Annotated in this window: 19 protein-coding genes; 4 read left to right on the plus strand and 15 right to left on the minus strand. The window is 54.0% G+C overall.

Annotated features, from left to right (window positions below):
* A complete protein-coding gene (cmoM, locus tag EGY08_RS05360; protein ID WP_123828300.1) occupies positions 1-780 on the minus strand; it encodes a tRNA uridine 5-oxyacetic acid(34) methyltransferase CmoM in 780 nt (259 codons plus the stop codon).
* 121 nt (positions 781-901) lie between these two features.
* Here cmoM and elyC point away from each other — a divergent pair, with 121 nt between their 5' ends.
* Complete coding sequence (elyC, locus tag EGY08_RS05365) at positions 902-1,681, plus strand: envelope biogenesis factor ElyC (RefSeq protein WP_049113078.1); 780 nt, start codon at positions 902-904, stop codon at positions 1,679-1,681.
* Here the strand turns inward: elyC and EGY08_RS05370 are convergent.
* From EGY08_RS05370 to EGY08_RS05435, 14 genes are all read right to left on the minus strand, one after another.
* Positions 1,658-2,551, minus strand: a complete 894-nt coding sequence (locus tag EGY08_RS05370; protein WP_004130954.1) for a YcbJ family phosphotransferase — start codon at positions 2,549-2,551, stop codon at positions 1,658-1,660. The genes elyC and EGY08_RS05370 overlap by 24 nt on opposite strands.
* Positions 2,552-2,693: 142 nt before the next feature.
* Positions 2,694-3,440 (minus strand): 3-deoxy-manno-octulosonate cytidylyltransferase, encoded by a 747-nt coding sequence (kdsB, locus tag EGY08_RS05375; RefSeq protein WP_004130953.1) that lies wholly within the window; start codon positions 3,438-3,440, stop codon positions 2,694-2,696.
* Positions 3,437-3,619 carry a protein YcaR gene (ycaR, locus tag EGY08_RS05380; RefSeq protein WP_004130952.1) on the minus strand — a complete coding sequence of 61 codons (183 nt, stop codon included), beginning with the start codon at positions 3,617-3,619 and terminating at the stop codon, positions 3,437-3,439. Before ycaR ends, kdsB begins: the two co-directional genes overlap by 4 nt.
* 52 nt (positions 3,620-3,671) lie before the next feature.
* Positions 3,672-4,901, minus strand: a complete 1,230-nt coding sequence (locus tag EGY08_RS05385; protein ID WP_087830102.1) for a winged helix-turn-helix domain-containing protein — start codon at positions 4,899-4,901, stop codon at positions 3,672-3,674.
* A 46-nt stretch (positions 4,902-4,947) separates the two neighbouring features.
* Positions 4,948-5,928: a tetraacyldisaccharide 4'-kinase gene (gene lpxK, locus EGY08_RS05390; protein ID WP_123828301.1), complete on the minus strand. Its 981-nt coding sequence runs from the start codon at positions 5,926-5,928 to the stop codon at positions 4,948-4,950.
* On the minus strand, positions 5,925-7,673 hold the full coding sequence (msbA, locus tag EGY08_RS05395; RefSeq protein WP_004130949.1) for a lipid A ABC transporter ATP-binding protein/permease MsbA: 1,749 nt from the start codon (positions 7,671-7,673) through the stop codon (positions 5,925-5,927). Before msbA ends, lpxK begins: the two co-directional genes overlap by 4 nt.
* A gap of 45 nt (positions 7,674-7,718) precedes the next feature.
* Complete coding sequence (locus EGY08_RS05400) at positions 7,719-9,974, minus strand: ComEC family protein (protein WP_004130948.1); 2,256 nt, start codon at positions 9,972-9,974, stop codon at positions 7,719-7,721.
* Positions 9,975-10,189: 215 nt separating this feature from the next.
* Positions 10,190-10,477 carry an integration host factor subunit beta gene (gene ihfB / locus EGY08_RS05405; RefSeq protein WP_004100704.1) on the minus strand — a complete coding sequence of 96 codons (288 nt, stop codon included), beginning with the start codon at positions 10,475-10,477 and terminating at the stop codon, positions 10,190-10,192.
* Between the two features lie 150 nt (positions 10,478-10,627).
* A complete protein-coding gene (gene rpsA / locus EGY08_RS05410) occupies positions 10,628-12,301 on the minus strand; it encodes a 30S ribosomal protein S1 (protein WP_004100702.1) in 1,674 nt (557 codons plus the stop codon).
* Between the two features lie 137 nt (positions 12,302-12,438).
* The gene (gene cmk, locus EGY08_RS05415; protein ID WP_123828302.1) at positions 12,439-13,122 is read right to left on the minus strand and encodes a (d)CMP kinase; all 684 of its coding nucleotides are present in this window, start codon (positions 13,120-13,122) and stop codon (positions 12,439-12,441) included.
* A gap of 171 nt (positions 13,123-13,293) precedes the next feature.
* Positions 13,294-14,061 carry a M48 family metallopeptidase gene (locus EGY08_RS05420; protein WP_004130944.1) on the minus strand — a complete coding sequence of 256 codons (768 nt, stop codon included), beginning with the start codon at positions 14,059-14,061 and terminating at the stop codon, positions 13,294-13,296.
* Positions 14,062-14,207: 146 nt separating this feature from the next.
* A complete protein-coding gene (aroA, locus tag EGY08_RS05425; protein ID WP_004130942.1) occupies positions 14,208-15,491 on the minus strand; it encodes a 3-phosphoshikimate 1-carboxyvinyltransferase in 1,284 nt (427 codons plus the stop codon).
* Between the two features lie 72 nt (positions 15,492-15,563).
* The gene (gene serC, locus EGY08_RS05430) at positions 15,564-16,652 is read right to left on the minus strand and encodes a 3-phosphoserine/phosphohydroxythreonine transaminase (RefSeq protein WP_004130941.1); all 1,089 of its coding nucleotides are present in this window, start codon (positions 16,650-16,652) and stop codon (positions 15,564-15,566) included.
* 186 nt (positions 16,653-16,838) lie between these two features.
* Entirely contained in the window at positions 16,839-17,531 is a 693-nt protein-coding gene (locus tag EGY08_RS05435) for a DUF421 domain-containing protein (RefSeq protein WP_123828303.1), read from the minus strand.
* 114 nt (positions 17,532-17,645) lie between these two features.
* Between EGY08_RS05435 and ycaO the strand changes: the two genes are divergently transcribed.
* From ycaO to pflB, 3 genes are all read left to right on the plus strand, one after another.
* A complete protein-coding gene (gene ycaO / locus EGY08_RS05440; RefSeq protein ID WP_087830093.1) occupies positions 17,646-19,406 on the plus strand; it encodes a 30S ribosomal protein S12 methylthiotransferase accessory factor YcaO in 1,761 nt (586 codons plus the stop codon).
* A gap of 386 nt (positions 19,407-19,792) precedes the next feature.
* The gene (gene focA / locus EGY08_RS05445) at positions 19,793-20,650 is read left to right on the plus strand and encodes a formate transporter FocA (protein ID WP_004849465.1); all 858 of its coding nucleotides are present in this window, start codon (positions 19,793-19,795) and stop codon (positions 20,648-20,650) included.
* Positions 20,651-20,701: 51 nt separating this feature from the next.
* Positions 20,702-22,984, plus strand: coding sequence for a formate C-acetyltransferase (gene pflB, locus EGY08_RS05450; protein WP_004130933.1), 2,283 nt, complete (start codon positions 20,702-20,704; stop codon positions 22,982-22,984).
* Positions 22,985-23,112 lie beyond the last annotated feature (128 nt).

Genomic DNA, 23,112 nt, shown 5'->3' on the forward strand with positions numbered 1-23,112 from the left:
TTATCCTTGCATCTGCGGCTTAAGCGCGGTGACGTGAATATAACGGCCTAAGCTAATATACGGCTCCTGGCGACAGTAGCGCGTTTCCAGCTCCAGCAGCGCCGCAAATTTGTCGTGCTGTTGGTGTTTTTCACGCAGATAATCATGAAACACCCGTACGCCTGTCTTACCGGTAATCTGCCAGCCAATCTCTTCCAGCCAGCCGTAAACCTGCTGCGGATCGCGCGGATAGTCCGGCGACAGCGTGCGTTTTTTCTTTTTCGGCATGCCGATTTGCACATAGTCGAGATTTCCGGCGACCATATTGTGCATCAACAGACCGTTAGCATTGTAGAACATCAGCGACAACGCGCCGCCGGGACGTAGCATCGCCCACAGCGTACGCAACATCGCCTGAGGTTCGGCTACCCATTCCAGCACCGCATGAAACAGTATCAGATCGACCGGACTTTCCAAATGCTGCTCAATATCCTGAGCCGCGCATTGTACAAAATGCATGTTGTCGATCACACCTTTATCGGCAGCCGCTTGCTTGGCGCGAGCCACCATTTCACCGGAAAGATCGCATAACGTGACGTGATGGCCCATTTCCGCCACTTTGATCGCCGTCTGCCCTTCGCCGCCGCCCGCGTCAAGAACTCGCAATGGCCCTGGTCCCAGTTGCTTCAGCAGCGGTTGCAGATCCTGCCAGAGGATCGCCTGCCGCAGCTGGCCTTTGGTGGTGCCATATATATTGCGCGAAAACTTTTCAGCAATATCATCGAAATTACGATCCTGCACGGGTGACTCCACACGCCAACACAAAGCCGCTATTTTGTCATACCCGCGCGGAGAATGAAGCGATCTGTTGTAAGATCCGGGTATATCTTTGGTTAGATGGTTAAAAAAGGAACCGTACGGCATGCTTTTTACGCTGAAAAAGGTTTTAGGCGGTATGCTGCTGCCGCTTCCCCTGCTGCTGTTGCTGATTGCACTCGGGATTGCGCTTCTGTGGTTTAGCCGTTTCCAGCGCACCGGCAAGCTCTGCGTCAGCCTCGGCTGGCTACTGTTACTGCTGTTGAGCCTGCAACCCGTAGCCGATAGCCTGCTAAAGCCGATTGAAGATAAATACCCGACGTGGAGAGATGAAAAGCGCGTGCAGTATGTCGTCGTGCTTGGCGGCGGCTACACCTGGAACCCGAGCTGGGCCCCCAGCTCAAATCTCATCAACAACAGTCTGCCACGGCTGACGGAAGGAATCCGCCTGTGGTATGAAAACCCGGGCTCGAAACTCATTTTTACCGGCGCCGCGGCAAAAACGAATCCGGTCAGCACGGCGGAAGCCGGGGCCAGAGTTGCCGAGAGCCTGGGGATACCGCGCAGCGAAATCATCGTTCTGGATAAACCCAAAGATACCGAAGAAGAAGCCGCCGTGGTGAAGGAGGCGATAGGCGATGCGCCGTTCCTGCTGGTTACCTCCGCTTCGCATCTGCCACGGGCGATGATTTTCTTTCGCCGCGCCGGGCTAACCCCCCTGCCCGCACCGGCTAACCAGCTGGCGATTGAGTCACCGCTCAACCCATGGGAACGGGCAATCCCTTCGCCCGTTTGGCTCATGCATAGCGATCGGGTGGGTTACGAAGCGTTAGGCCGTATCTGGCAATGGCTGAAAGGATCCTCAGGCGATCCAGGGCAGGATTGATTTTGCCGCCAGATCAAACCGGGTGCGGTCAAAGCGCCCGGTATTCACCAGATTATCCACTTCGTCCCACAGCAGATACAGCCAGCGCCGCCAGAGAAACGCTTCCGCCACCGGCGCCCGCCGGAGATAGTGCCACAGCAGCTCCTCTTCCTGACCGCTATCGGCCAGACGGAATAGCTCATATTCCCGCGGCGCCCAGAGCATCATGCCCGGCCCTACCATCGCCAGCAGCTGATCGCTGCGCGGATCTTTAAGCATGCTGCGCAGCGTGAAGCTACCGTGTACCAGCACGCAGTTATCATTGAAATCTTTAAACAAATCCATAAGGCATTCGCGGGTGCGGAACAGAATGCGTTTATCCTGCATCGTCAGGCCGGTATCCTGATAAAGATTCAGCGTGCTCCATAGCACCTCCACACGCTGGCGATACCAGTACGGCCAGAGGTTTTCCTGAGTACTATCGACCATCCCGACGCAGCCGCCGCTGTCCTGGCGGTGCCAGGCCAGCAGCGCTTCAACGATCTGCTCCTGCAGCTGCTCCCAGCGCTCTGGCGTACGTGCGGGGGCTTCAACCGAGACGCCGCGCAGCCGTTCGATCAGCAGAACATCGGGGCCGGGATGCTCTTCATGCGTCATTACGCCGTAGACAACCGGCATACGCACGGTGCCGCTTCGCGCGAGGGTCGATATTTTCCACGCCAGCTGCCGCGCTATCCCCGGCGTCGTAAAGCTGCGCGCCAGCAGCGGCATTGGGTTTCCCTGTGCATCATATAGCGACCACAGCGCCGACGAGGGTTTCTCGCTGACGCACTCCACGCGGCTTAGTTTTTCACCCAGCAGGTGGCTCAGCTCGGTACGCAACTGTTCCATTTCTGATTACCCCTATGAAAACTACCGGTTTCATAATGAGCGCCTGCGCAGGGGTTGTCATCGGGTGAGATCAAAATTGACGTAAAAAAGTATGGAATAACGGCCTGGGGATATCCCCTCCTCGCGGAGGGGATGGGGGGGATTAACGCAGCTCCGCGCGAACGCGCTCCAGATCTTCCGGTGTATCGACACCTGTACCGGGAACCACTTTCGCCACCGCGACATGGATTTTTTCGCCGTACCACAGCACGCGCAGCTGCTCGAGCATCTCTATTTGCTCCAGCGGGCTCGGCGTCCAGCTCACATAGCGGCGGATAAATCCGGCGCGATAGCCATAAATACCGATATGACGCAGCAGCGAATCACCGATAGTCTCGCGGGATTTGGCGAAACGGTCGCGATCCCACGGAATGGTGGCGCGTGAGAAGTAGAGCGCATAGCCCTCAGCATCCATCACGACCTTCACCGCATTCGGATTAAACGCTTCTTCCGCATCGTGGATTGGCACCGCTAAGGTCGCCATACCGCTCGTACTTGCCGCCAGATTTTCGGCTACCTGACGCACGATAGCTGGCGGGATCATCGGCTCGTCGCCCTGAATGTTAACGATGATGGTATCATCGCTGAAGGCGCATTTTTCGACCACCTCGGCAAGGCGTTCGGTACCGGACTGATGATCTTCACGCGTCATGCAGACTTCGCCACCGGCGGCTTCCACCGCGCGTGCCACGTCTGGATGGTCGGTAGCAACGATAATCCGCTCGGCCCCGGATTCGCGAGCGCGTTCCAGAACATGGACAATCATCGGCTTGCCGTTGATATCCTGGAGCGGTTTCCCTGGCAGGCGGGTAGAAGCAAAGCGCGCGGGGATAATAACCACGAAACTCATGACTGGCTCTCTTCTACAGGAAGCGGGCGGGCTTCGGTTTCCAGCAGTACGGGAATGCCTTCACGCAGCGGAAAAGCCAGGCGATCAAGTTTGCAGATCAGTTCTTGCTTATCCTGGCTGTAATACAGCTTACCGTTACAAACCGGACAGGCGATAATTTCAAGTAAACGGTGATCCATGATTCCTCCAGATGGACCGAATAGATTCTTCAGCAGCATACCACACGTGGGCTCAGGCGGCGTCAATTTCCCAACCCTGTTGCAGGCCGGCAAAAAGCGCCGGAGGTAGCCGTCCGCAGGACACTCGCGTGGCGTCCTGCCAGAGGGCAAAATCATCGATTGCACGTTTAAGCCCTTTCTCCAGCCCGGACGTTACCTTTACCCCCTCCTCCAGCCACAGGGCGATAATTTCTAGAACGCCGGTTTTGCGGTGCATTTTGCTATCCATTCTGCCAACCAGTCTTCCCTGGTGCAGCAGCGGTAATACGAAATAGCCATACTGCCGTTTCGGCGCGGGGGTATAGCACTCCAGCCGATAGGTAAAGCTAAACAGCTGTTCAGCTCGTTTGCGATCCCATACAACCGGATCGAAAGGCGAAAGCACGGCGCTGTGGCTTGCGGCGAGCCTACCGGCGGGAGAGGACTCCAGCAGCGTCAGGGCATCACGGTGGAGCCACATTTCGCCCAGCGTCTCAACGTTAACCGGCACCACCAGACCCTCGTCCTGCCAACTCGCCAGCAGCAGCGGTAGCGAGGGCTGACGCAGACGATAATAATCCGCCAGCCACTGCGCGCGAAAAATCCCCAGGCTACGAGCGCTATTGCGTAACATAATGGCTTCGGCCTGCTCCTGAGATAGCCCGTCTCGCGCATCGTCCCAGTTAGGCATGACCCGATGCGTCAAATCGTAAACGCGCTGAAAATTACGCCGCTCGATAACCATCACTTCACCGGCGGTGAATAAGCCTTCGAGATGGCGCTTATGCGGCTTCCACTCCCACCATCCGCTGGCGCCTTTGCGAGGATGCTCGAAGTCGGCCGAGCGAACCGGGCCATTTTCGGCAATATAGGCCAGCAACTCCTGAATGCCCTCGGCGTGCTCGGTCATCCATGCCTGGTGATATTTCCAGCCCATTTTATCGGGCGTCAGCATGCGGTGACGCACCAGCGAAAAGTCGCTGCGCGGTAAAAAGCAGGCTTCGTGCGCCCAATACTCCATCAGCTCACCGGCGCGGAGCGCCTCGTCCAGCCAGCGCTGCGGATAGTGGCCGAGGCGGCTGAACAGCACCAGATAAGGACTGCGCGCAACAACGTTGATGGTATCGATTTGCAGCAGGGACATCTGCTTAATGGTCTGCAGAATATCCCCGGGCTTTGCGCGGCGACGGGGCTTTTTTAGCAGCCCCTGTGCGGCAAGGTGGAGATGGCGGGCTTCTTTGAGCGAGAGGGACAATACCGGCATGCAGCTTCTCCGTTAAGGGTTCCGGCGCAAGCGGTGATGGTCAAAATCAGCGTTGCGCCAGCGTAATTAAATCAGTGAGCAACCGCTGCGCGCGTTCATCAGTCATTATCGCGTCGACCGGGAGATACCACCAGTTTGCCTGAGCAAACTCGCGGCACTTCACCGCATCTTTTTCGGTCATCAGCAGGTTTTGCTGCAGCGTCGCCAGAGCGGCAACTGCGCTCGGCGCCAATGCCTGATGATCGGCTAAGGCGACGGTTTTTACCGGCCTGACGCCGCAGCTTTCAAGAGTGGCGAAGAAGCGCGGCGGGTGGCCGATTCCGGCCATCGCCACCACGTTGCCCAATGCCGCCGCATCCCGGCGTTCACCGGTCAGCAGATTTACCGCCTGCCCGGGGCGAAGCTGCATCGGGATCTCTCCCTGACGGGCGAGACCGCCGTTAACGATAACCGCATCCACGCTGCGTAACCGCGAAGCGCGCTCTCGCATGGGGCCGGCAGGCAGCCACCAGCCATTGCCAAAACGGCGCACGCCGTCAATCACCACAATTTCTTTGTCGCGTGCCAGCTTATAGTGCTGTAGGCCATCATCAGTGACGATAAGCTGAAGATCGTGAGCGGCGAGCAGGGCCTGTACCGCATCGCTGCGTACCGGCGAGACGGCAACCGGCGCGCCGGTACGCTGGTAAATCAGTACCGGCTCATCCCCCGCTTCCCCGGTGCGGGTATTCGGATTAAGCAGCAGCGGATAGCTCGCCGCTTTACCGCCGTAGCCGCGAGAAACGACGCCAACGCGAATACCGTTCAGCTGGAGCTGTTCCACCAGCCAGACGACAACCGGCGTTTTACCATTGCCGCCTGCGGTCAGGTTACCCACCACCACGACCGGCACCGGCGCTCGCCAGGCTTTTCGCCAGCCCAGTTTATAGCTAAGCCGTATCAACCCGCTCACCAGGCCATAGAGCCAGGAGAGCGGAAGCAGCAGCCGCCATAATGGCGACTCGCCGGACCAGATGCGAGCAATCATGCGCCGAACTGCATCTTATGCAGCTGAGCGTAGACGCCCTTGTGCTCAAGCAGATCGGTATGGCTACCGCGTTCAACGATCTGGCCATCTTCCACCACCACGATCTCATCAGCCTGCTCAATCGTCGACAGACGGTGGGCAATAACCAGCGAGGTGCGGTTTTTCTGCAGTTCGTCCAGCGCGGCCTGAATCGCGCGTTCGGATTCGGTATCCAGCGCCGATGTGGCTTCGTCGAGGATCAGGATCGGGCTGTTACGCAGCAGGGCGCGAGCGATTGCGATACGCTGACGCTGGCCGCCGGAAAGCATCACGCCGTTTTCACCGATAATCGTATCCAGGCCATTGTCCATTTTGTTGATAAAGTCCATGGCATAAGCCATACGAGCGGCTTCTTCTATCTGCTCGCGGCTGTACTCTTCGGTACGCGCATAGGCGATGTTATTCGCTACGGTATCGTTAAAGAGATGAACATTTTGCGACACCAGCGCAACCTGATCGCGCAGGGAGCTCAGGGTGTATTCACGCAGGTCGTGGCCGTCCAGCAAGATCTGCCCATCATCGACATCGTAGAAACGCGTAATCAGGCTGGCGATGGTCGATTTACCCGAACCCGAGCGCCCTACCAGCGCCACGGTTTTCCCTTCAGGAATATTCAGGTCAATATTGCGCAGCGCGGCGACTTCACGTCCCGGGTATCTGAAGGTGACGTTTTTAAATTCGAGGTTGCCCTTCGCACGTTCGATAATCCGCGTGCCTTCATCTTTCTCCTGCTCGGAGTCAAGGATAGCGAAAAGCGTCTGACAAGCGGCCATCCCGCGCTGGAACTGCGCGTTGACGTTAGTCAGCGACTTCAGCGGGCGCATCAGCGCGATCATCGAGGAGAAAACAACGGTGATAGTACCGGCCGTCAGCGTCTCCATCACGCTCGGGAAGCTGGCAGCATAGAGCACGAAAGCCAGTGCCAGAGAGGCGATCAGCTGAATTATCGGGTCAGAAATTGACGACGCGGAGACCATTTTCATCCCCTGCAGGCGCATTTTATTGCTGACTTTATCAAAACGTTTGGTTTCGACGGCCTGACCGCCAAACATCAGCACTTCTTTATGCCCTTTCAGCATCTGCTCTGCGCTAGTCGTCACCTGGCCCATGGTGTTCTGCATATTTTTGCTGATATTACGAAAACGCTTCGATACCACGCGAATAGCAATAGACACAATCGGCGCCAGCACAATCAGAATGACCGACAGTTGCCAGCTGTAGTAGAACATCATGACGAACAGACCAATAATCGATGCGCCTTCACGCACAACGGTAATCAGCGCGCTGGAGGAAGAAGACGCGACCTGCTCAGAATCATAGGTAATACGCGATAAAAGCGTTCCGGTGGACTGTTTGTCAAAAAAGGCAACCGGCATCCCCATCATATGGCTGAATAAACGACGGCGCATCGTCATCACGACTTTGCCGGATACCCAGGAAATACAGTAGCTTGAAACGTAGCTGGTAATGCCGCGCAGAATCATTAACCCGATCACCACCAACGGCATCCATATCAGCACGGAGCGATCCGTTTTACCAAAACCATCATCCAATAACGGTTTAAGAAGCGATAGCATGAAGGTATCACTAGCCGCGTTAAGCACTAACGCTACCGCTGCAACGATTAGCCCGGGTTTAAACGGCGCTATAATCGGCCAGAGTCGGCGGAAGGTCTGCCACGTGGAAAGATCTTTATCGTTCTGCATTCAATAAACCAGCTTGTGTTGAAATAGCCGCATATTCTACCCGTTCTACGCCTTCCCGCCAAACCACTGATGATACCAACGAGGTAAAACTTGATCCCTTAAGCCATAGATTTGCCAGCCGTCCGGGGAAAAAACAACCGTAATTTGCCCCTGATGCGGCGTATCGAACCATTGATAACTCTGATTTCGGTAGCGCTGAATCACTTTCGTTGATGGCATACGCCAGGCGTTATAGCGGGAAGCGGAAGCAAGCGCCGCCTTGCCGCCAACGCTCCGCAGCAGGGCTATCCCTGACGAGGTATTACTGCCGTGGTGCGGAACCTGGATAAGTGTAGACGCAAGATGCTGCCAGTAGTGGCTAATCATCGCCAGCTCCGCCGGCGTTTCAATATCCCCGGTCAGCAGAATACTGTACTTCCCGTCATCAATTCGCACCACGCAAGAGCGATTGTTTCCCGTTTTTGTCGCGCCGGGCAGCGGCCAGAGCGCGCGGAAGGTTAAGCCTCGCCACTGCCAGGTTTCCCCGCGCCGGCACGCTAAATGACCAGCCCAGCCCAACGGACTTCGCACCTCTGTCTGCGGCCATGCTTTTAACACTGAGTTGAGCCCACCGCGGTGATCGAGATGCTCGTGGCTGAGAACGATCCCCTCCAACTGCAAATGATGCCAGCGTAGCCAAGGGATAATAATCTGCTGGCCGCTGTCGCCATCAGGCCAGGCAAGCCCGGTGTCATAGAGAAACGCTGCGCCCTGACGTTCAATGACCACCGCCAGCCCCTGCCCTACGTCCAGCATAGTGGCTCGCCATTCGTCAACTGAGGCGCTTCGCCAGAACGGCCTGCTCAGCAGCACGAGGCAGGTTAAGCAAAATGCGGGCGCCGTCCGCCAGGCATGAAATCGCCAGACGATCAACGCCAGCCACGGCACTATGCTTATCCCAAGCCAGCGAGCGTCGAGCCCCAGCCAGCCGGGCGGCAGCTGGCGTAATAACCAGAATAAGGCAGCCAGGATCCTGTCCGCTGATTGCCATACCGCCATCTCAATGATAGACGGCGCGCAGAGGTGTAAAAACATGGCAGCCAGGATCAACGGGACGACGACAAAGGTCACCAGAGGCACGGCGATAAAGTTGGCGACCACCGACGTTAAGCTTATACCGTGAAACAGAGCAATCTGTAGAGGAGCGAGCAGGAACATCAATCCGATCTGCAGGTGGCATAACGCCAGGCTTTGACGCAGTAGCCAGTTCTTTTTGCCGCCCGGCATCGGCGCCAGTTGATACAAAAAAATAAGCGCCGCTACGGCGAACGCGGAGAGCCAGAGGCTTTCGGATAACATCGCCAGCGGATCGGCAAACAGTATTGCGCCAATGCAGCAGACCCATAGCTGCCATGGCGACCAGCGTTTTCCTGATAGCCTTAGCGCGCAGCCCGCAGCCAGCGCAACGCAGGTGCGCAGCGCGGGCGGCTGCATGCCGGTCAGCCCGGCGTAAAATATCGCGCTCGCCAGGCCAACGAGCAGCGGCGCTCGCCAGCCAAGCCAGCGGCACGGGAGAAAGAATTGCGCGCCCCTGAGCAGCAACCAGCCCAGAGAAGCCCCCAGCGCGATATGTAAGCCAGAAATCGCCATCAGGTGCGATATGCCGGTTTCCTGCATCAGGGATTTTATCTCGCGCGGTATCGCCAGACGCTCCCCCATGCCTAACCCTAGCATCACCGATTGCCATGGAAACACGGCCAGCGTGTGATTCAGCGAAGCCAGATAACGCGCTCGCAAACTGCAGTTCCGCTCCCGGATTTCAGCCGTGATAAAGCGCCCGGTTAACGGACGATGCTGCGATAATGCGTAGCGTTGGCTATCAAACCCACCATCATTAAGCTGACCGTGGACCGGACGCGCCCGCAGCGTCATGGCCCAAACCTGGCCTGCGCAGGGCGTTTCTGGCAGATAGTTGCCGTAGAGGCTAATCCCCGGAGCAGGAAACAGCCGCCGCCCATCCAAACGAATAATTTTGCCCTGATGCGTTGTCTGCCCGTCCGTTGCTGTCAGCTCAACTTCAACCCGCAGATTTCTGTCCGTTAACCTCTCTGTCGGCCATAGCGTCTGGCGGGCGCTGAGCACTCCCCAGACAAAAAACAGCGTTATCAATGCCGCGTATTGCGCAGGTCTGCATCGACATTGCGCAATGAGTAGAGCCAGGACCATTAACCCCCAGGTAACCCACCGCCCTGGCAGAATGGGCAACCAGAGCAGCGGCAGGATTGCGATAATCACGCAGCCCGCAAGTTGTGGTAAACGCATGAGCACCTCCCTGTCAGAGGGAGTGTTACGCTAAACAGGAAGGCTGTCTCTGAGGACGGCGAGAAACTGCATCGCGCTATCCAGAGAATTTACTTTTCTGGTGCAAAAGGACCTGCGTTTTGCGAGGTAGCTTCAAAGAGAGATTTAAAGGCATAAAAAAAGCACCCGAAGGTGCTTTTTTAACGTTTAAGTAGGTTGTCGCCAATCGGCGAAACTTACTCTTCGTAAATATTGGCGCGGTCACGTAATTCTTTGCCCGGCTTAAAGTGGGGAACGTATTTACCTTCCAGTTCCACTTTATCGCCAGTCTTTGGGTTACGCCCGGTGCGAGGTGCTCGATAATGCAGAGAGAAGCTGCCGAAACCGCGGATTTCAATACGCTCGCCTTGAGCAAGCGTTGAGGCCATATGCTCCAGCATTTCTTTAACAGCATCTTCCACTGCTTTCGCAGGAATGTGAGATTGCTGGCTGGCAAGTCTTTCTATCAATTCTGACTTGGTCATTATTCCTCCGGTTTCCTTCAAGGCAAAATTAGCTAACAGCTTAAACAAGGGCGGCCGTAGCCGCCCTTTGTGCTTGATTACAGGACGAATCCCGCAATCTGTCAAGTAAACTCGTCATAATTCAGGTTGTTGTAACCCGAAAGACTGAGATTACTCGCCTTTAGCTGCTTTGAAAGCTTCAGCCATTGCGTTGTTAGAGAAGTTTGCATCTTCCTGTTTGTTAACAGTTGCGATTGCATCTTTCTCATCAGCTTCGTCTTTCGCACGAACAGACAGGCTGATTGCGCGGTTTTTACGATCAACGCCGGTGAATTTAGCTTCAACGTCGTCGCCAACGCTCAGAACCAGAGTTGCATCTTCAACGCGGTCACGGGAAGCTTCAGAAGCGCGCAGGTAACCTTCAACGCCGTCAGCCAGCTCTACGGTTGCGCCTTTAGCGTCAACAGCAGTAACTTTACCGTTTACGATTGCGCCTTTCTTGTTCAGTGCAACCCAGTTGTTGAACGGATCTTCTGCGAGCTGTTTAACGCCCAGAGAGATACGCTCACGCTCTGCGTCAACCTGCAGAACAACTGCTGCGATTTCGTCGCCTTTTTTGTATTCACGAACTGCTTCTTCGCCTGCAACGTTCCAGGAGATGTCAGACAGGTGAACCAGGCCATCGATGCCGCCGTCCAGGCCGATGAAGATACCGAAGTCAGTGATAGACTTGATTTTACCTTCAACACGGTCGCCCTTGTTGTGGGTTTCCGCGAACTGCTGCCATGGGTTGTTTTTGCACTGCTTCAGGCCCAGAGAGATACGACGACGTTCTTCGTCGATATCCAGAACCATAACTTCCACTACATCGCCAACGTTAACAACTTTGGACGGGTGGATGTTTTTGTTGGTCCAGTCCATTTCGGAAACGTGAACCAGGCCTTCAACGCCTTCTTCGATTTCAACGAAGCAGCCGTAGTCGGTCAGGTTGGTCACGCGACCGGTCAGCTTGGTACCTTCCGGATAACGTTTAGCGATAGCTACCCACGGATCTTCGCCCAGCTGTTTCAGGCCCAGAGATACACGAGTACGTTCGCGGTCGAACTTCAGCACTTTAACAGTGATTTCATCGCCAACGTTTACGATTTCGCTCGGATGCTTAACGCGTTTCCATGCCATATCGGTAATGTGCAGCAGGCCGTCAACGCCGCCCAGATCAACGAATGCACCGTAGTCAGTGAGGTTCTTAACGATACCTTTAACTTCCATGCCTTCCTGCAGGTTTTCCAGCAGCTGATCGCGCTCTGCGCTGTTTTCGGATTCGATAACGGCACGACGAGAAACAACAACGTTGTTACGTTTCTGGTCCAGCTTGATGACTTTGAATTCAAGCTCTTTGCCTTCCAGGTGCAGCGTATCGCGCACCGGACGAACGTCTACCAGGGAGCCCGGCAGGAACGCACGAATACCATTCAGCTCAACAGTGAAGCCACCTTTAACTTTGCCGTTGATAATACCGACTACAGTTTCAGCGTCTTCGTAAGCTTTTTCCAGCGTGATCCAAGCTTCGTGACGTTTAGCTTTCTCACGGGACAGCAGGGTTTCACCGAAGCCGTCTTCTACTGCATCCAGAGCAACGTCAACTTCGTCACCAACCTGGATTTCCAGCTCGCCCTGGGCGTTTTTGAACTGCTCTGCCGGAATGGCAGACTCAGATTTCAGACCGGCGTCAACCAGTACTACGTCTTTGTCGATAGCAACAACAACACCACGAACGATGGAACCCGGACGGGTTTCGATTGTTTTTAAGGATTCTTCAAATAGTTGAGCAAAAGATTCAGTCATGTTTAATCTTCAGGTTTCATATTTAACGTCCACCTGGCTCCATGCCGGATGGGGTTGTTTAACATACCCGCTAACACTCCATTGCTGCGGGGGTACTGCTATAATTCGGAGGCTGTTGTGCTTTATCGATAAGACGATTAAGCGGAAGCCAGTTTTTCGCGCGCATAGTGTAGCGCTTTTTCAATCACTTGCTCAATGTTTAGTTCTGTTGAATCAAGAACTAAAGCATCGACAGCCGGGATCAGGGGCGCGACTGTACGATTGCGGTCGCGATCGTCGCGCTCTTTTATCTCGGATAAAAGGCAATCAAAGTTAACACTAAAGCCCTTCTCCTGCAACTGGAGCATGCGGCGATGAGCACGTTCCTCCGCGGAGGCGTCAAGGAAAATTTTCACTGGCGCATCAGGGAATACGACGGTTCCCATATCGCGCCCGTCGGCGATCAGGCCAGGCAATTCGCGGAAGGCCCGCTGACGACGCAGCAACGCTTCACGCACGCGCGGAAAGGCAGCCACTTTAGATGCCGTGTTGGCAACATCCTGCGTGCGAATTTCAGCGCTGACGTCCTCCCCCTCCAGCACCACTTCCAGGCTGCCGTCAGTGGAGACAAAACGAACATCCAGGTGCGCAGCCAGCGGCACCAGCGCCTCTTCGGATTCCACATCAACATGGTGATGCAGCGCAGCGAGAGCAAGCACGCGATAAATCGCCCCAGAATCGAGCAGATGCCAGCCCAGCGTTTCTGCCATTGCCTTGCATAACGTGCCTTTGCCCGCACCGCCAGGCCCATCAATGGTGATTACCGGAACTGTTGCCGTCATCTTTTTCTCCTTCAGCAAGGCGCATAAATATATAAACGCCGCGCATTATACGCATCTCTACGACGGAAAGTGAGTATTGCTTTTAAATTACGGATAAGTGGAAATCTAATGCGGAAGAATTGTGCAATTATAGCGGGCTGATGGAGTATCAGCCCGGAAGATAACGCAGTTTTACTTTTTATCTTCAGCGATACGGTCACGGATATGCTGCGCGCGTTCAGCTGAAGGCGGGTGTGAATCGAACAGAGATTTACTGTGGCCGGCGTCAAGGCTGGCCAGTTTGTCGAAGCTTCCCACCAGCCCCTGAGTGCTGATGTTGCGCTTTTTCAGCAGATCGTAGGAGAAATCATCAGCATCCGACTCTTGAGAGCGGGAGAAAGCAGAGTTAACCATCCCCTCAGCGATATCGCCCAGCTGCGATTTAGACAAGCTTGCAGCCGCTTCGCTGGTAGATGAAATTGCATCGCGCGCGGCAATAGTCGCATACGCGGTTTGCATCGCTTTGCGCGAATGTCCCAGCGCTACGTGGCCCAGCTCATGGCCCAGAACCGCTTCAACTTCATTATCGGTCATCATGTCCATCAGGCCGCTATAGACGCGGACGCAGCCGTTGGCCATTGCCCAGGCGTTGACGTCTGATGTCATGTAAACCTTATAGTTTACCGGGGTTCCATTGATATTATTTCCTAACGCTTTGGCAATTTTATTCAGGCGTTTAGTGTACTTACTTGAAGCACCGGCCTTTTTATTTTCGCTATCCATTTGCTTACAGGCATCGTCGGAAAGCGTTTTGACTTCAGCGTCAGAAAGCGTTGCCGCTTTATAGGCCGTCATCCCTGAACTTACGAGGGCGTTGGCGTCCATCCCCTGCATATTTTTACAACCTGCCAACAACGTGGCGGAAACCGCTAAAGCCAGCATTAATTTTGTATTTTTCATATCAATCATCCATTGATTACCATAATAAATGCTTATAAATCCTGCATTTACAAGCAGCCAAGGCTAGCATTTAGATTCCCGCCCGACAAGCAGGCATAAAAAACGCCGACACGATGGTCGGCGTTTTTACCTTAAACGCGCGTTACTCAGGCCAGCGTACTGATTCGCGCCAGCTGCTCGAAGTAGTCCGGAAACGTTTTCGCCGTACACTTCGGGTCAAGGATGGTGACTGGCGTATCGGAAAGCGCCACTAGCGAGAAGCACATTGCCATACGATGGTCGTTATAGGTGCCGATCTCAGCAAACTGAAGCTTCGCAGGTGGAGTAATGCGGATGTAATCCTCCCCCTCTTCAACCTCTGCTCCCACTTTACGTAGCTCCGTGGCCATAGCAAACAGACGGTCAGTCTCTTTGACACGCCAGTTATAGATGTTGCGTAGAGTCGTGGTGCCTTTTGCAAACAGGGCTGCCGTGGCGATCGTCATCGCCGCATCCGGAATATGGTTCATATCCATATCGATGGCGTTCAGTTCACCATGAGTGCAGGCAATGTAGTCATCGCCCCAGGTGACGGTTGCGCCCATTTTTTCCAGCACATCGGCAAAACGGATATCGCCCTGTACGCTGTTACGGCCAATACCGGTGACCTTCACCGTACCGCCTTTGATCGCGCCAGCGGCGAGGAAGTAGGATGCCGAGGAGGCATCGCCTTCAACCAGGTAGTCGCCCGGCGAGCGGTAGTGTTGATTGCCACGCACGATAAAGCGCTGGTAAGACTGGTTTTCAACCTCAACGCCAAAGGTTTTCATCAGATGCAGCGTGATATCGATATAGGGTTTGGAAACCAGATCGCCTTTAATCGCGATGACGGTATCCTGAGGCGCCAGTGGGGCGGTCATCAGGAGCGCGGTTAGAAACTGGCTGGATACGCTGCCGTCCACTTCAACCTGGCCGCCGCTGAAACCGCCACGCAGACGCAGCGGCGGGTAGTTTTCCTGCTCCAGGTAATCAATCTGCGCCCCGCCCTGACGCAGCGCGTCAACCAGGTGGCCAATCGGCCGCTCTTTCATTCGCGGCTCGCCGGTCAGCACAATATCGTTACGGCCTAAACATAACGCAGCCGCCAGCGGACGCATCGCCGTTCCGGCATTACCGAGGAACAGTTCTAATGCTTCAGCCGCCTGCAGAGGGCCACCGTTGCCGATGACTTCACAGCGGGTACGATCGGAAGACAGGGTATAATGAACTCCCAGTGCGCTCAGGGCATTCAGCATGTGGCGTACATCGTCGCTATCCAGCAGGTTGGTCAGCACCGTAGTGCCACGGGCCAAAGCCGCCAGCAGCAAGGCACGATTAGAGACACTCTTGGACCCGGGCAGGTTAATCGTGCCATCTACGCGTGCGATGGGTTGTAACGTCAGGGATTCCATTAAACTCAACTCTCAAACAAACAGAATAAAAACCCCGCAGAGCGGCTGCGGGGATGAAAAACACGACAGCGATCAACCGTGACGGCGTTCGAAGTCCTGCATAAAGTCGGTCAGCGCCTTCACGCCCGCCAGCGGCATAGCGTTATAGATGGAAGCACGCATGCCGCCCACGACGCGGTGGCCCTTCAGCGCATGCAGACCGGCGGCAAATGACTCTTCGAGGAACAGTTTATCAAGCGCGCTGTCCGCCAGTTGGAACGGCACGTTCATGCGCGAGCGGTTCGCCGCAGCGACATCGTTGCGATAGAAACCGCTGTTATCGATGGTGCTGTAGAGCAGGTCGGCTTTCTGCTGGTTAATTTTATCCATAACGGCAACCCCGCCCTGCTCTTTCAGCCACTTAAACACCAGACCTGACAGGTACCAGGCAAATGTCGGCGGCGTGTTAAACATGGAGTCATTGGCGGAGAGAATGGAGTAATCCAGAATCGATGGACAGGCTACACTGGCTTTACCGAGCAGATCTTCGCGCACAATAATCAGCGTCAGTCCTGCAGGACCGATGTTTTTCTGCGCGCCCGCGTAGATCACGCCATAGCGGCTAACGTCAATTTCACGAGATAAAATCGTCGATGACAAATCCGCCGTGACGACCACATCGTCGCCAAAGTTTGGCGCTTCTTCAATGGCAATACCGTCAATGGTTTCGTTCGGGCAGTAGTGCAGGTAGGCAGCGCCCGGGGTCAGTTGCCACTCGCTCATCGGCTTAACCGCGCGCAGGCCGTCAACGGTGATTTTGGCGTCGATCACGTTCGGCGTGCAGTATTTATGCGCTTCTTTTACCGCGCTGGCCGCCCAGTAGCCGGCATCGACGTAGTCGGCAACGGTTTTATCGCCAAGCAAGTTCAGCGGGATACCAGCAAACTGTCCGCGACCGCCGCCGTGGCAGAATAAAACTTTATAATTGGAAGGAATATTGAGCAGGGAGCGAAAATCCTGTTCCGCTTCTTCAGCCACTTTAATGAACTCTTTACCACGGTGGCTGATTTCCATCACCGACGTCCCCAAACCGTTCCAGTCGCACAGTTCCTTTTGTGCCAGTTTGAGTACTTCCGCCGGCAGCATTGCCGGGCCTGAACTGAAGTTATAGACCTGAGCCATTTCCCCTCACCACTTGCTATGTTATTTACCCGCGAACCGTCGCGGGCATAAGTTATTCCTGTGGCTATCGGTTTTATCATTCAGTGACACACACCGCAATGGCTAAAACTGAGCGTCGGGGAAATGCGGTCTCGCTCACACAAAAGAATCTGCCAGCTTGACGTCATAAAACCGACATAATTGCTGTCAGGTGACTCTTTTTGCCCGGCTGACCTTCGACCATTCTGCATTTGCGCAGCGAGGGCATAATTGTTTATCCCCGGCTCGTAGCGTAAGGATTGCGCTGCAGCGGACGCAGGCATACTCGTCGTCCCGGGGTATAGTGGTAAAACGCTCGCTAAAGCGAGAAGGAAGAATGGAGAGTCCGGCTTTAACATCATCATCCTCATAGAAATAGAGGCTGATCTGGCCGTTGGTTTCCAGAATAGCCAGCCGCACCTGCCCCAGTTGCTCAACCCCGCTGGTTCTTAGTTCCATAAAAAATTCAAATTCGGTCATGTTTTCCGCCTGCAGTTTCTCCCAGGCCAGCTCGCCGTTTTCCACAACAATAATCGGCTTACCTTCAAGCAGATCCTCCAGTTTTTCGCTATGCCCCATCAGCCACATAATCAATCGATACAACAGCGCCAGCGTGATAAAAACCGCCAGTACCGGCAGCATAGGGACGTCATCGTAAAATGCGACGTCGCCCGCGGCCGAACCGAGAGTCAAAATGATGAGGACTTCGAACAGAGACATCTGACGAACGCCCCGCCGCCCGGTTATCTTGAGAAAAATAAATACCAGTACGAAGGTGTAGAGGCTCCGTAATGCCACCTCGGCCAAAAATTCCACGGGCACTTTATCCAGTGCCATACGATGCCAGTCAAATGTCTTCATGATTAACGCCTGAACAGTTATTGAGTGACATAAGCATAGCCAGACGATGGAGATAGCACCCGTCATCTAAAACCCGTATCATTGCGCGCTTTACGTACGATAAAAGTGACTGCCATGACTCAAACATTTATACCCGGCAAAGATGCCGCCCTGGAAGATTCCATCGCTCGCTTCCAGCAGAAGTTGCTCGACCTCGGATTTGATATTGAAGAGGCCTCATGGCTCAACCCGGTACCGCACGTCTGGTCAGTGCATATCCGCGATAAAGAGTGCGCCCTGTGCTTCACCAACGGTAAAGGCGCCACCAAAAAAGCCGCGCTGGCCTCCGCGCTCGGTGAGTACTTTGAGCGCCTCTCAACTAACTATTTCTTTGCCGATTTCTGGCTGGGCGAGACCATCGCGAACGGCCCTTTCGTCCATTACCCTAATGAAAAATGGTTCCCGTTAACCGACGATGATGAAGTGCCGGAAGGCCTGCTGGATGCTCGCCTGCGCGCGTTCTATGATCCTGACGAGCAGTTAACCGCCAGTATGCTGGTCGATCTACAGTCTGGTAATGACGAGCGCGGCGTCTGCGGCCTGCCGTTCACCCGTCAGTCTGATGGTGAAACGGTCTATATTCCGATGAATATTGTCGGCAACCTGTACGTTTCTAACGGGATGTCCGCGGGCAACACCCGCAACGAAGCCCGCGTTCAGGGGCTTTCGGAAGTGTTTGAACGCCATATTAAGAACCGCATTATCGCCGAGAGCATCAGCCTGCCGGAGATCCCTGCGGAAGTGATGGCGCGCTATCCGGGCGTAGTAGAATCGATCAATAAGCTGGAGGCCGAAGGCTTCCCGATTTTCGCTTATGACGGTTCGCTCGGCGGCAAATATCCGGTTATCTGCGTCGTGCTTTTTAACCCGGCTAACGGCACCTGTTTCGCCTCTTTCGGCGCGCATCCCGATTTCGGCGTGGCGCTGGAGCGTACCGTTACCGAACTACTACAGGGCCGCAGCCTGAAAGATCTCGACGTCTTCACGCCGCCAACCTTCGATGATGAAGAAGTCGCCGAACATGCGAACCTTGAAACGCACTTTATCGACTCCAGCGGCCTGATCTCCTGGGATATGTTTAAACAGGATGCCGACTATCCGTTCGTGGACTGGAACTTCTCCGGGACCACGGATGAAGAGTTCGCCACTCTTATGGCTATCTTTAAACAAGAAGATAAAGAAGTTTACATCGCTGATTACGAACACCTGAGCGTCTACGCCTGCCGCATCATTGTACCTGGCATGTCTGATATCTATCCGGCAGAAGACCTCTGGCTGGCGAATAACAGCATGGGCGCGCCTCTGCGGGAAACGATTCTTTCCCTGCCGGAAAGCGAGTGGGAAAAAGAGGATTATTTAGCGCTTATCGAACAAATGGACGATGAAGGCCTCGATGATTTCACCCGCGTGCGCGAACTGTTGGGTCTGGCGACCGGTAAAGACAACGGCTGGTATACCCTGCGCATTGGCGAGCTGAAAGCAATGCTGGCGCTGGCGGGCGGCGATCTCGAGCAGGCGTTGATCTGGACCGAGTGGACGATGGAGTTCAACGCCTCCATCTTTAGCGCCGAGCGCGCCAATTACTACCGCTGCCTGCAAACCCTGCTGCTGCTGAGCCAGGAAGAGGAGCGTCAGCCGCTGCAGTATCTGAACGCTTTTGTACGCATGTACGGCGCCGATGCCGTCGAAGCCGCCAGCGCCGCGCTGAGCGGAGAAGCGCCGTTCTATGGCCTGCAGGCAGTGGACAGCGATCTGCTTGCGTTCCCGGCTCATCAGTCGCTGCTGAAAGCTTACGAAAAGCTGCAGCGCGCAAAAGCAGCATTCTGGGGTAAATAAGCGCACTTTACCGCCGCAATAACCCTATGATGGGGGCCAGTAAAGGCCCCCGTTTTTTATGCTTTCCGCAACCCCAAAGCCAAGTTGTAGCCATAAAGTTAATTAGTAGTGAGAAATAATAAAATCCCACCGCAAATATTGTTAATTTTAATAAAAATACCCCATTTTAATTAACCGAAAAACGGGGGCAAAATGAAAATAATCAACATTATTTGTAAATTTTAAAATTTATTTTTCCATTAAAAAACAAAAAGTTAACTCAACAAATATGCAAATCCACACACTAAAAAGGCCTATAGTTCCGGTAGGATATGATCTACATCAAATTCCCTTCTATAATGCTTTGTTAGTATCTCACCGCCAACTTACATAAAGAGAGAGTTAGTGTGAAAGCTGACAACCCTTTTGATCTTTTACTCCCTGCTGCCATGGCGAAAGTCGCCGAAGAAGCAGGTGTCTATAAAGCGACAAAACATCCGATAAAGACGTTTTATCTGGCTATCACCGCAGGTGTCTTCATCTCTATCGCTTTTGTTTTCTATATTACCGCGACAACCGGCACGGCCGGGATGCCATTCGGGGTTGCCAAACTGATTGGAGGCATCTGCTTCTCACTGGGTTTGATTCTCTGCGTTATTTGCGGTGCCGACCTGTTTACCTCAACCGTTCTTATCGTTGTCGCGAAAGCCAGCGGAAGAATCACGTGGGGTCAACTGGCGAAAAACTGGCTCAACGTCTATGTTGGTAACCTGATTGGTTGCTTACTGTTTGTATTGCTGATGTGGCTTTCAGGCGAATATATGACTGCCAACGGTCAATGGGGACTTAACGTTCTGCAAACCGCCGACCACAAAATGCACCATACTTTTGTTGAAGCCGTGTGCCTGGGTATCCTGGCAAACCTGATGGTCTGCCTTGCGGTATGGATGAGCTACTCCGGCCGTAGCCTGATGGATAAAGCCATGATTATGGTTTTACCGGTGGCAATGTTTGTTGCCAGCGGGTTTGAGCACAGTATCGCGAACATGTTTATGATCCCGCTGGGTATCGTTATCCGCGACTTTGCAAGCCCGGAATTCTGGACCGCAGTTGGTTCAACTCCGGAAAGTTTCTCTCACCTGACCGTCATGAACTTCATCACTGATAACCTGATTCCGGTAACTATCGGGAACATCATCGGCGGTGGTCTGCTGGTTGGGTTGACATACTGGGTCATTTACCTGCGTGGCGACGACCATCACTAAGGGTTGTTTCAGGCAGTAAATAAAAAATCCACTTAAGAAGGTAGGTGTTACATGTCCGAGCTTAATGAAAAGTTAGCCACAGCCTGGGAAGGTTTTGCGAAAGGTGACTGGCAGAACGAAGTCAACGTCCGCGACTTCATCCAGAAAAACTATACCCCGTACGAAGGTGACGAGTCCTTCCTGGCTGGCGCAACTGACGCGACCACCAAGCTGTGGGACACCGTAATGGAAGGCGTTAAACAGGAAAACCGCACTCACGCGCCTGTTGATTTTGATACTTCCCTTGCATCCACCATCACTTCTCATGACGCTGGCTACATCGAGAAAGGTCTCGAGAAAATCGTTGGTCTGCAGACTGAAGCTCCGCTGAAACGCGCGATTATCCCGTTCGGCGGCATCAAAATGGTAGAAGGTTCCTGCAAAGCGTACGATCGCGAGCTGGACCCGATGCTGAAGAAAATCTTCACTGAATACCGTAAAACTCACAACCAGGGCGTGTTTGACGTTTACACCAAAGACATCCTGAACTGCCGTAAATCTGGTGTTCTGACCGGTCTGCCGGATGCCTATGGCCGTGGTCGTATCATCGGTGACTACCGTCGCGTTGCGCTGTACGGTATCGACTTCCTGATGAAAGACAAATACGCTCAGTTCGTTTCTCTGCAAGAGAAACTGGAAAACGGCGAAGATCTGGAAGCAACCATCCGTCTGCGCGAAGAAATCTCTGAACAGCACCGCGCGCTGGGTCAGATCAAAGAAATGGCGGCTAAATATGGCTGCGATATCTCTGGTCCTGCTACCACCGCTCAGGAAGCTATCCAGTGGACCTACTTCGGTTACCTGGCTGCCGTTAAATCTCAGAACGGCGCGGCAATGTCCTTCGGTCGTACCTCCAGCTTCCTGGACATCTTCATCGAACGTGACCTGAAAGCCGGTAAAATCACCGAGCAAGACGCACAGGAAATGATTGACCACCTGGTCATGAAACTGCGTATGGTTCGTTTCCTGCGTACCCCTGAATATGATGAACTGTTCTCTGGCGACCCGATCTGGGCAACAGAATCTATCGGCGGTATGGGCGTTGACGGCCGTACTCTGGTCACCAAAAACAGCTTCCGTTTCCTGAACACCCTGTACACCATGGGGCCGTCTCCGGAGCCGAACATCACCATTCTGTGGTCTGAAAAACTGCCGCTGAGCTTCAAAAAATACGCCGCGAAAGTGTCCATCGATACCTCTTCTCTGCAGTACGAGAACGATGACCTGATGCGTCCTGACTTCAACAACGATGACTACGCTATCGCTTGCTGCGTAAGCCCGATGGTTGTTGGTAAGCAAATGCAGTTCTTCGGCGCGCGTGCTAACCTGGCGAAAACCATGCTGTACGCAATCAACGGCGGCGTTGATGAAAAACTGAAAATGCAGGTTGGTCCTAAATCTGAACCGATCAAAGGCGACGTTCTGAACTTCGACGAAGTGATGGACCGCATGGATCACTTCATGGACTGGCTGGCTAAACAGTACGTCACTGCGCTGAACATCATCCACTACATGCACGACAAGTACAGCTACGAAGCTTCCCTGATGGCGCTGCACGACCGTGATGTTATCCGCACCATGGCATGTGGTATCGCAGGTCTGTCCGTTGCGGCTGACTCCCTGTCTGCAATCAAATATGCGAAAGTTAAACCGATTCGTGACGAAAACGGTCTGGCTGTCGACTTCGAAATCGAAGGCGAATACCCGCAGTTTGGTAACAACGACTCTCGCGTCGATGATATGGCCGTTGACCTGGTTGAACGTTTCATGAAGAAAATTCAGAAACTGCACACCTACCGCAACGCTATCCCGACTCAGTCCGTTCTGACCATCACCTCTAACGTTGTGTATGGTAAGAAAACCGGTAACACCCCTGACGGTCGTCGCGCTGGCGCTCCGTTCGGACCAGGTGCTAACCCGATGCACGGCCGTGACCAGAAAGGCGCTGTTGCCTCTCTGACCTCCGTTGCAAAACTGCCGTTTGCTTACGCGAAAGATGGTATTTCTTACACCTTCTCTATCGTGCCGAACGCGCTGGGTAAAGACGACGAAGTTCGTAAAACTAACCTCGCCGGCCTGATGGATGGTTACTTCCACCACGAAGCGTCCATCGAAGGCGGTCAGCATCTGAACGTCAACGTTATGAACCGCGAAATGCTGCTCGACGCGATGGAAAACCCGGAAAAATATCCGCAGCTGACCATCCGCGTATCCGGCTACGCAGTACGTTTTAACTCCCTGACTAAAGAACAGCAGCAGGACGTTATTACTCGTACCTTCACTCAGACCATGTAATGGTATTGACTGAAATCGTACAGTAAAAAGCGTACAATAAAGGCTCCACGCAAGTGGGGCCTTTTTAGCAATATCATCCTGCCCCAGTCTCTTTTGTCTGCTGTCTATACTTTATGGATAACAGCCAA

The sequence above is a fragment of the Klebsiella sp. FDAARGOS_511 genome, from assembly GCF_003812845.1.
Classification (GTDB): Bacteria; Pseudomonadota; Gammaproteobacteria; order Enterobacterales; family Enterobacteriaceae; genus Klebsiella; species Klebsiella grimontii.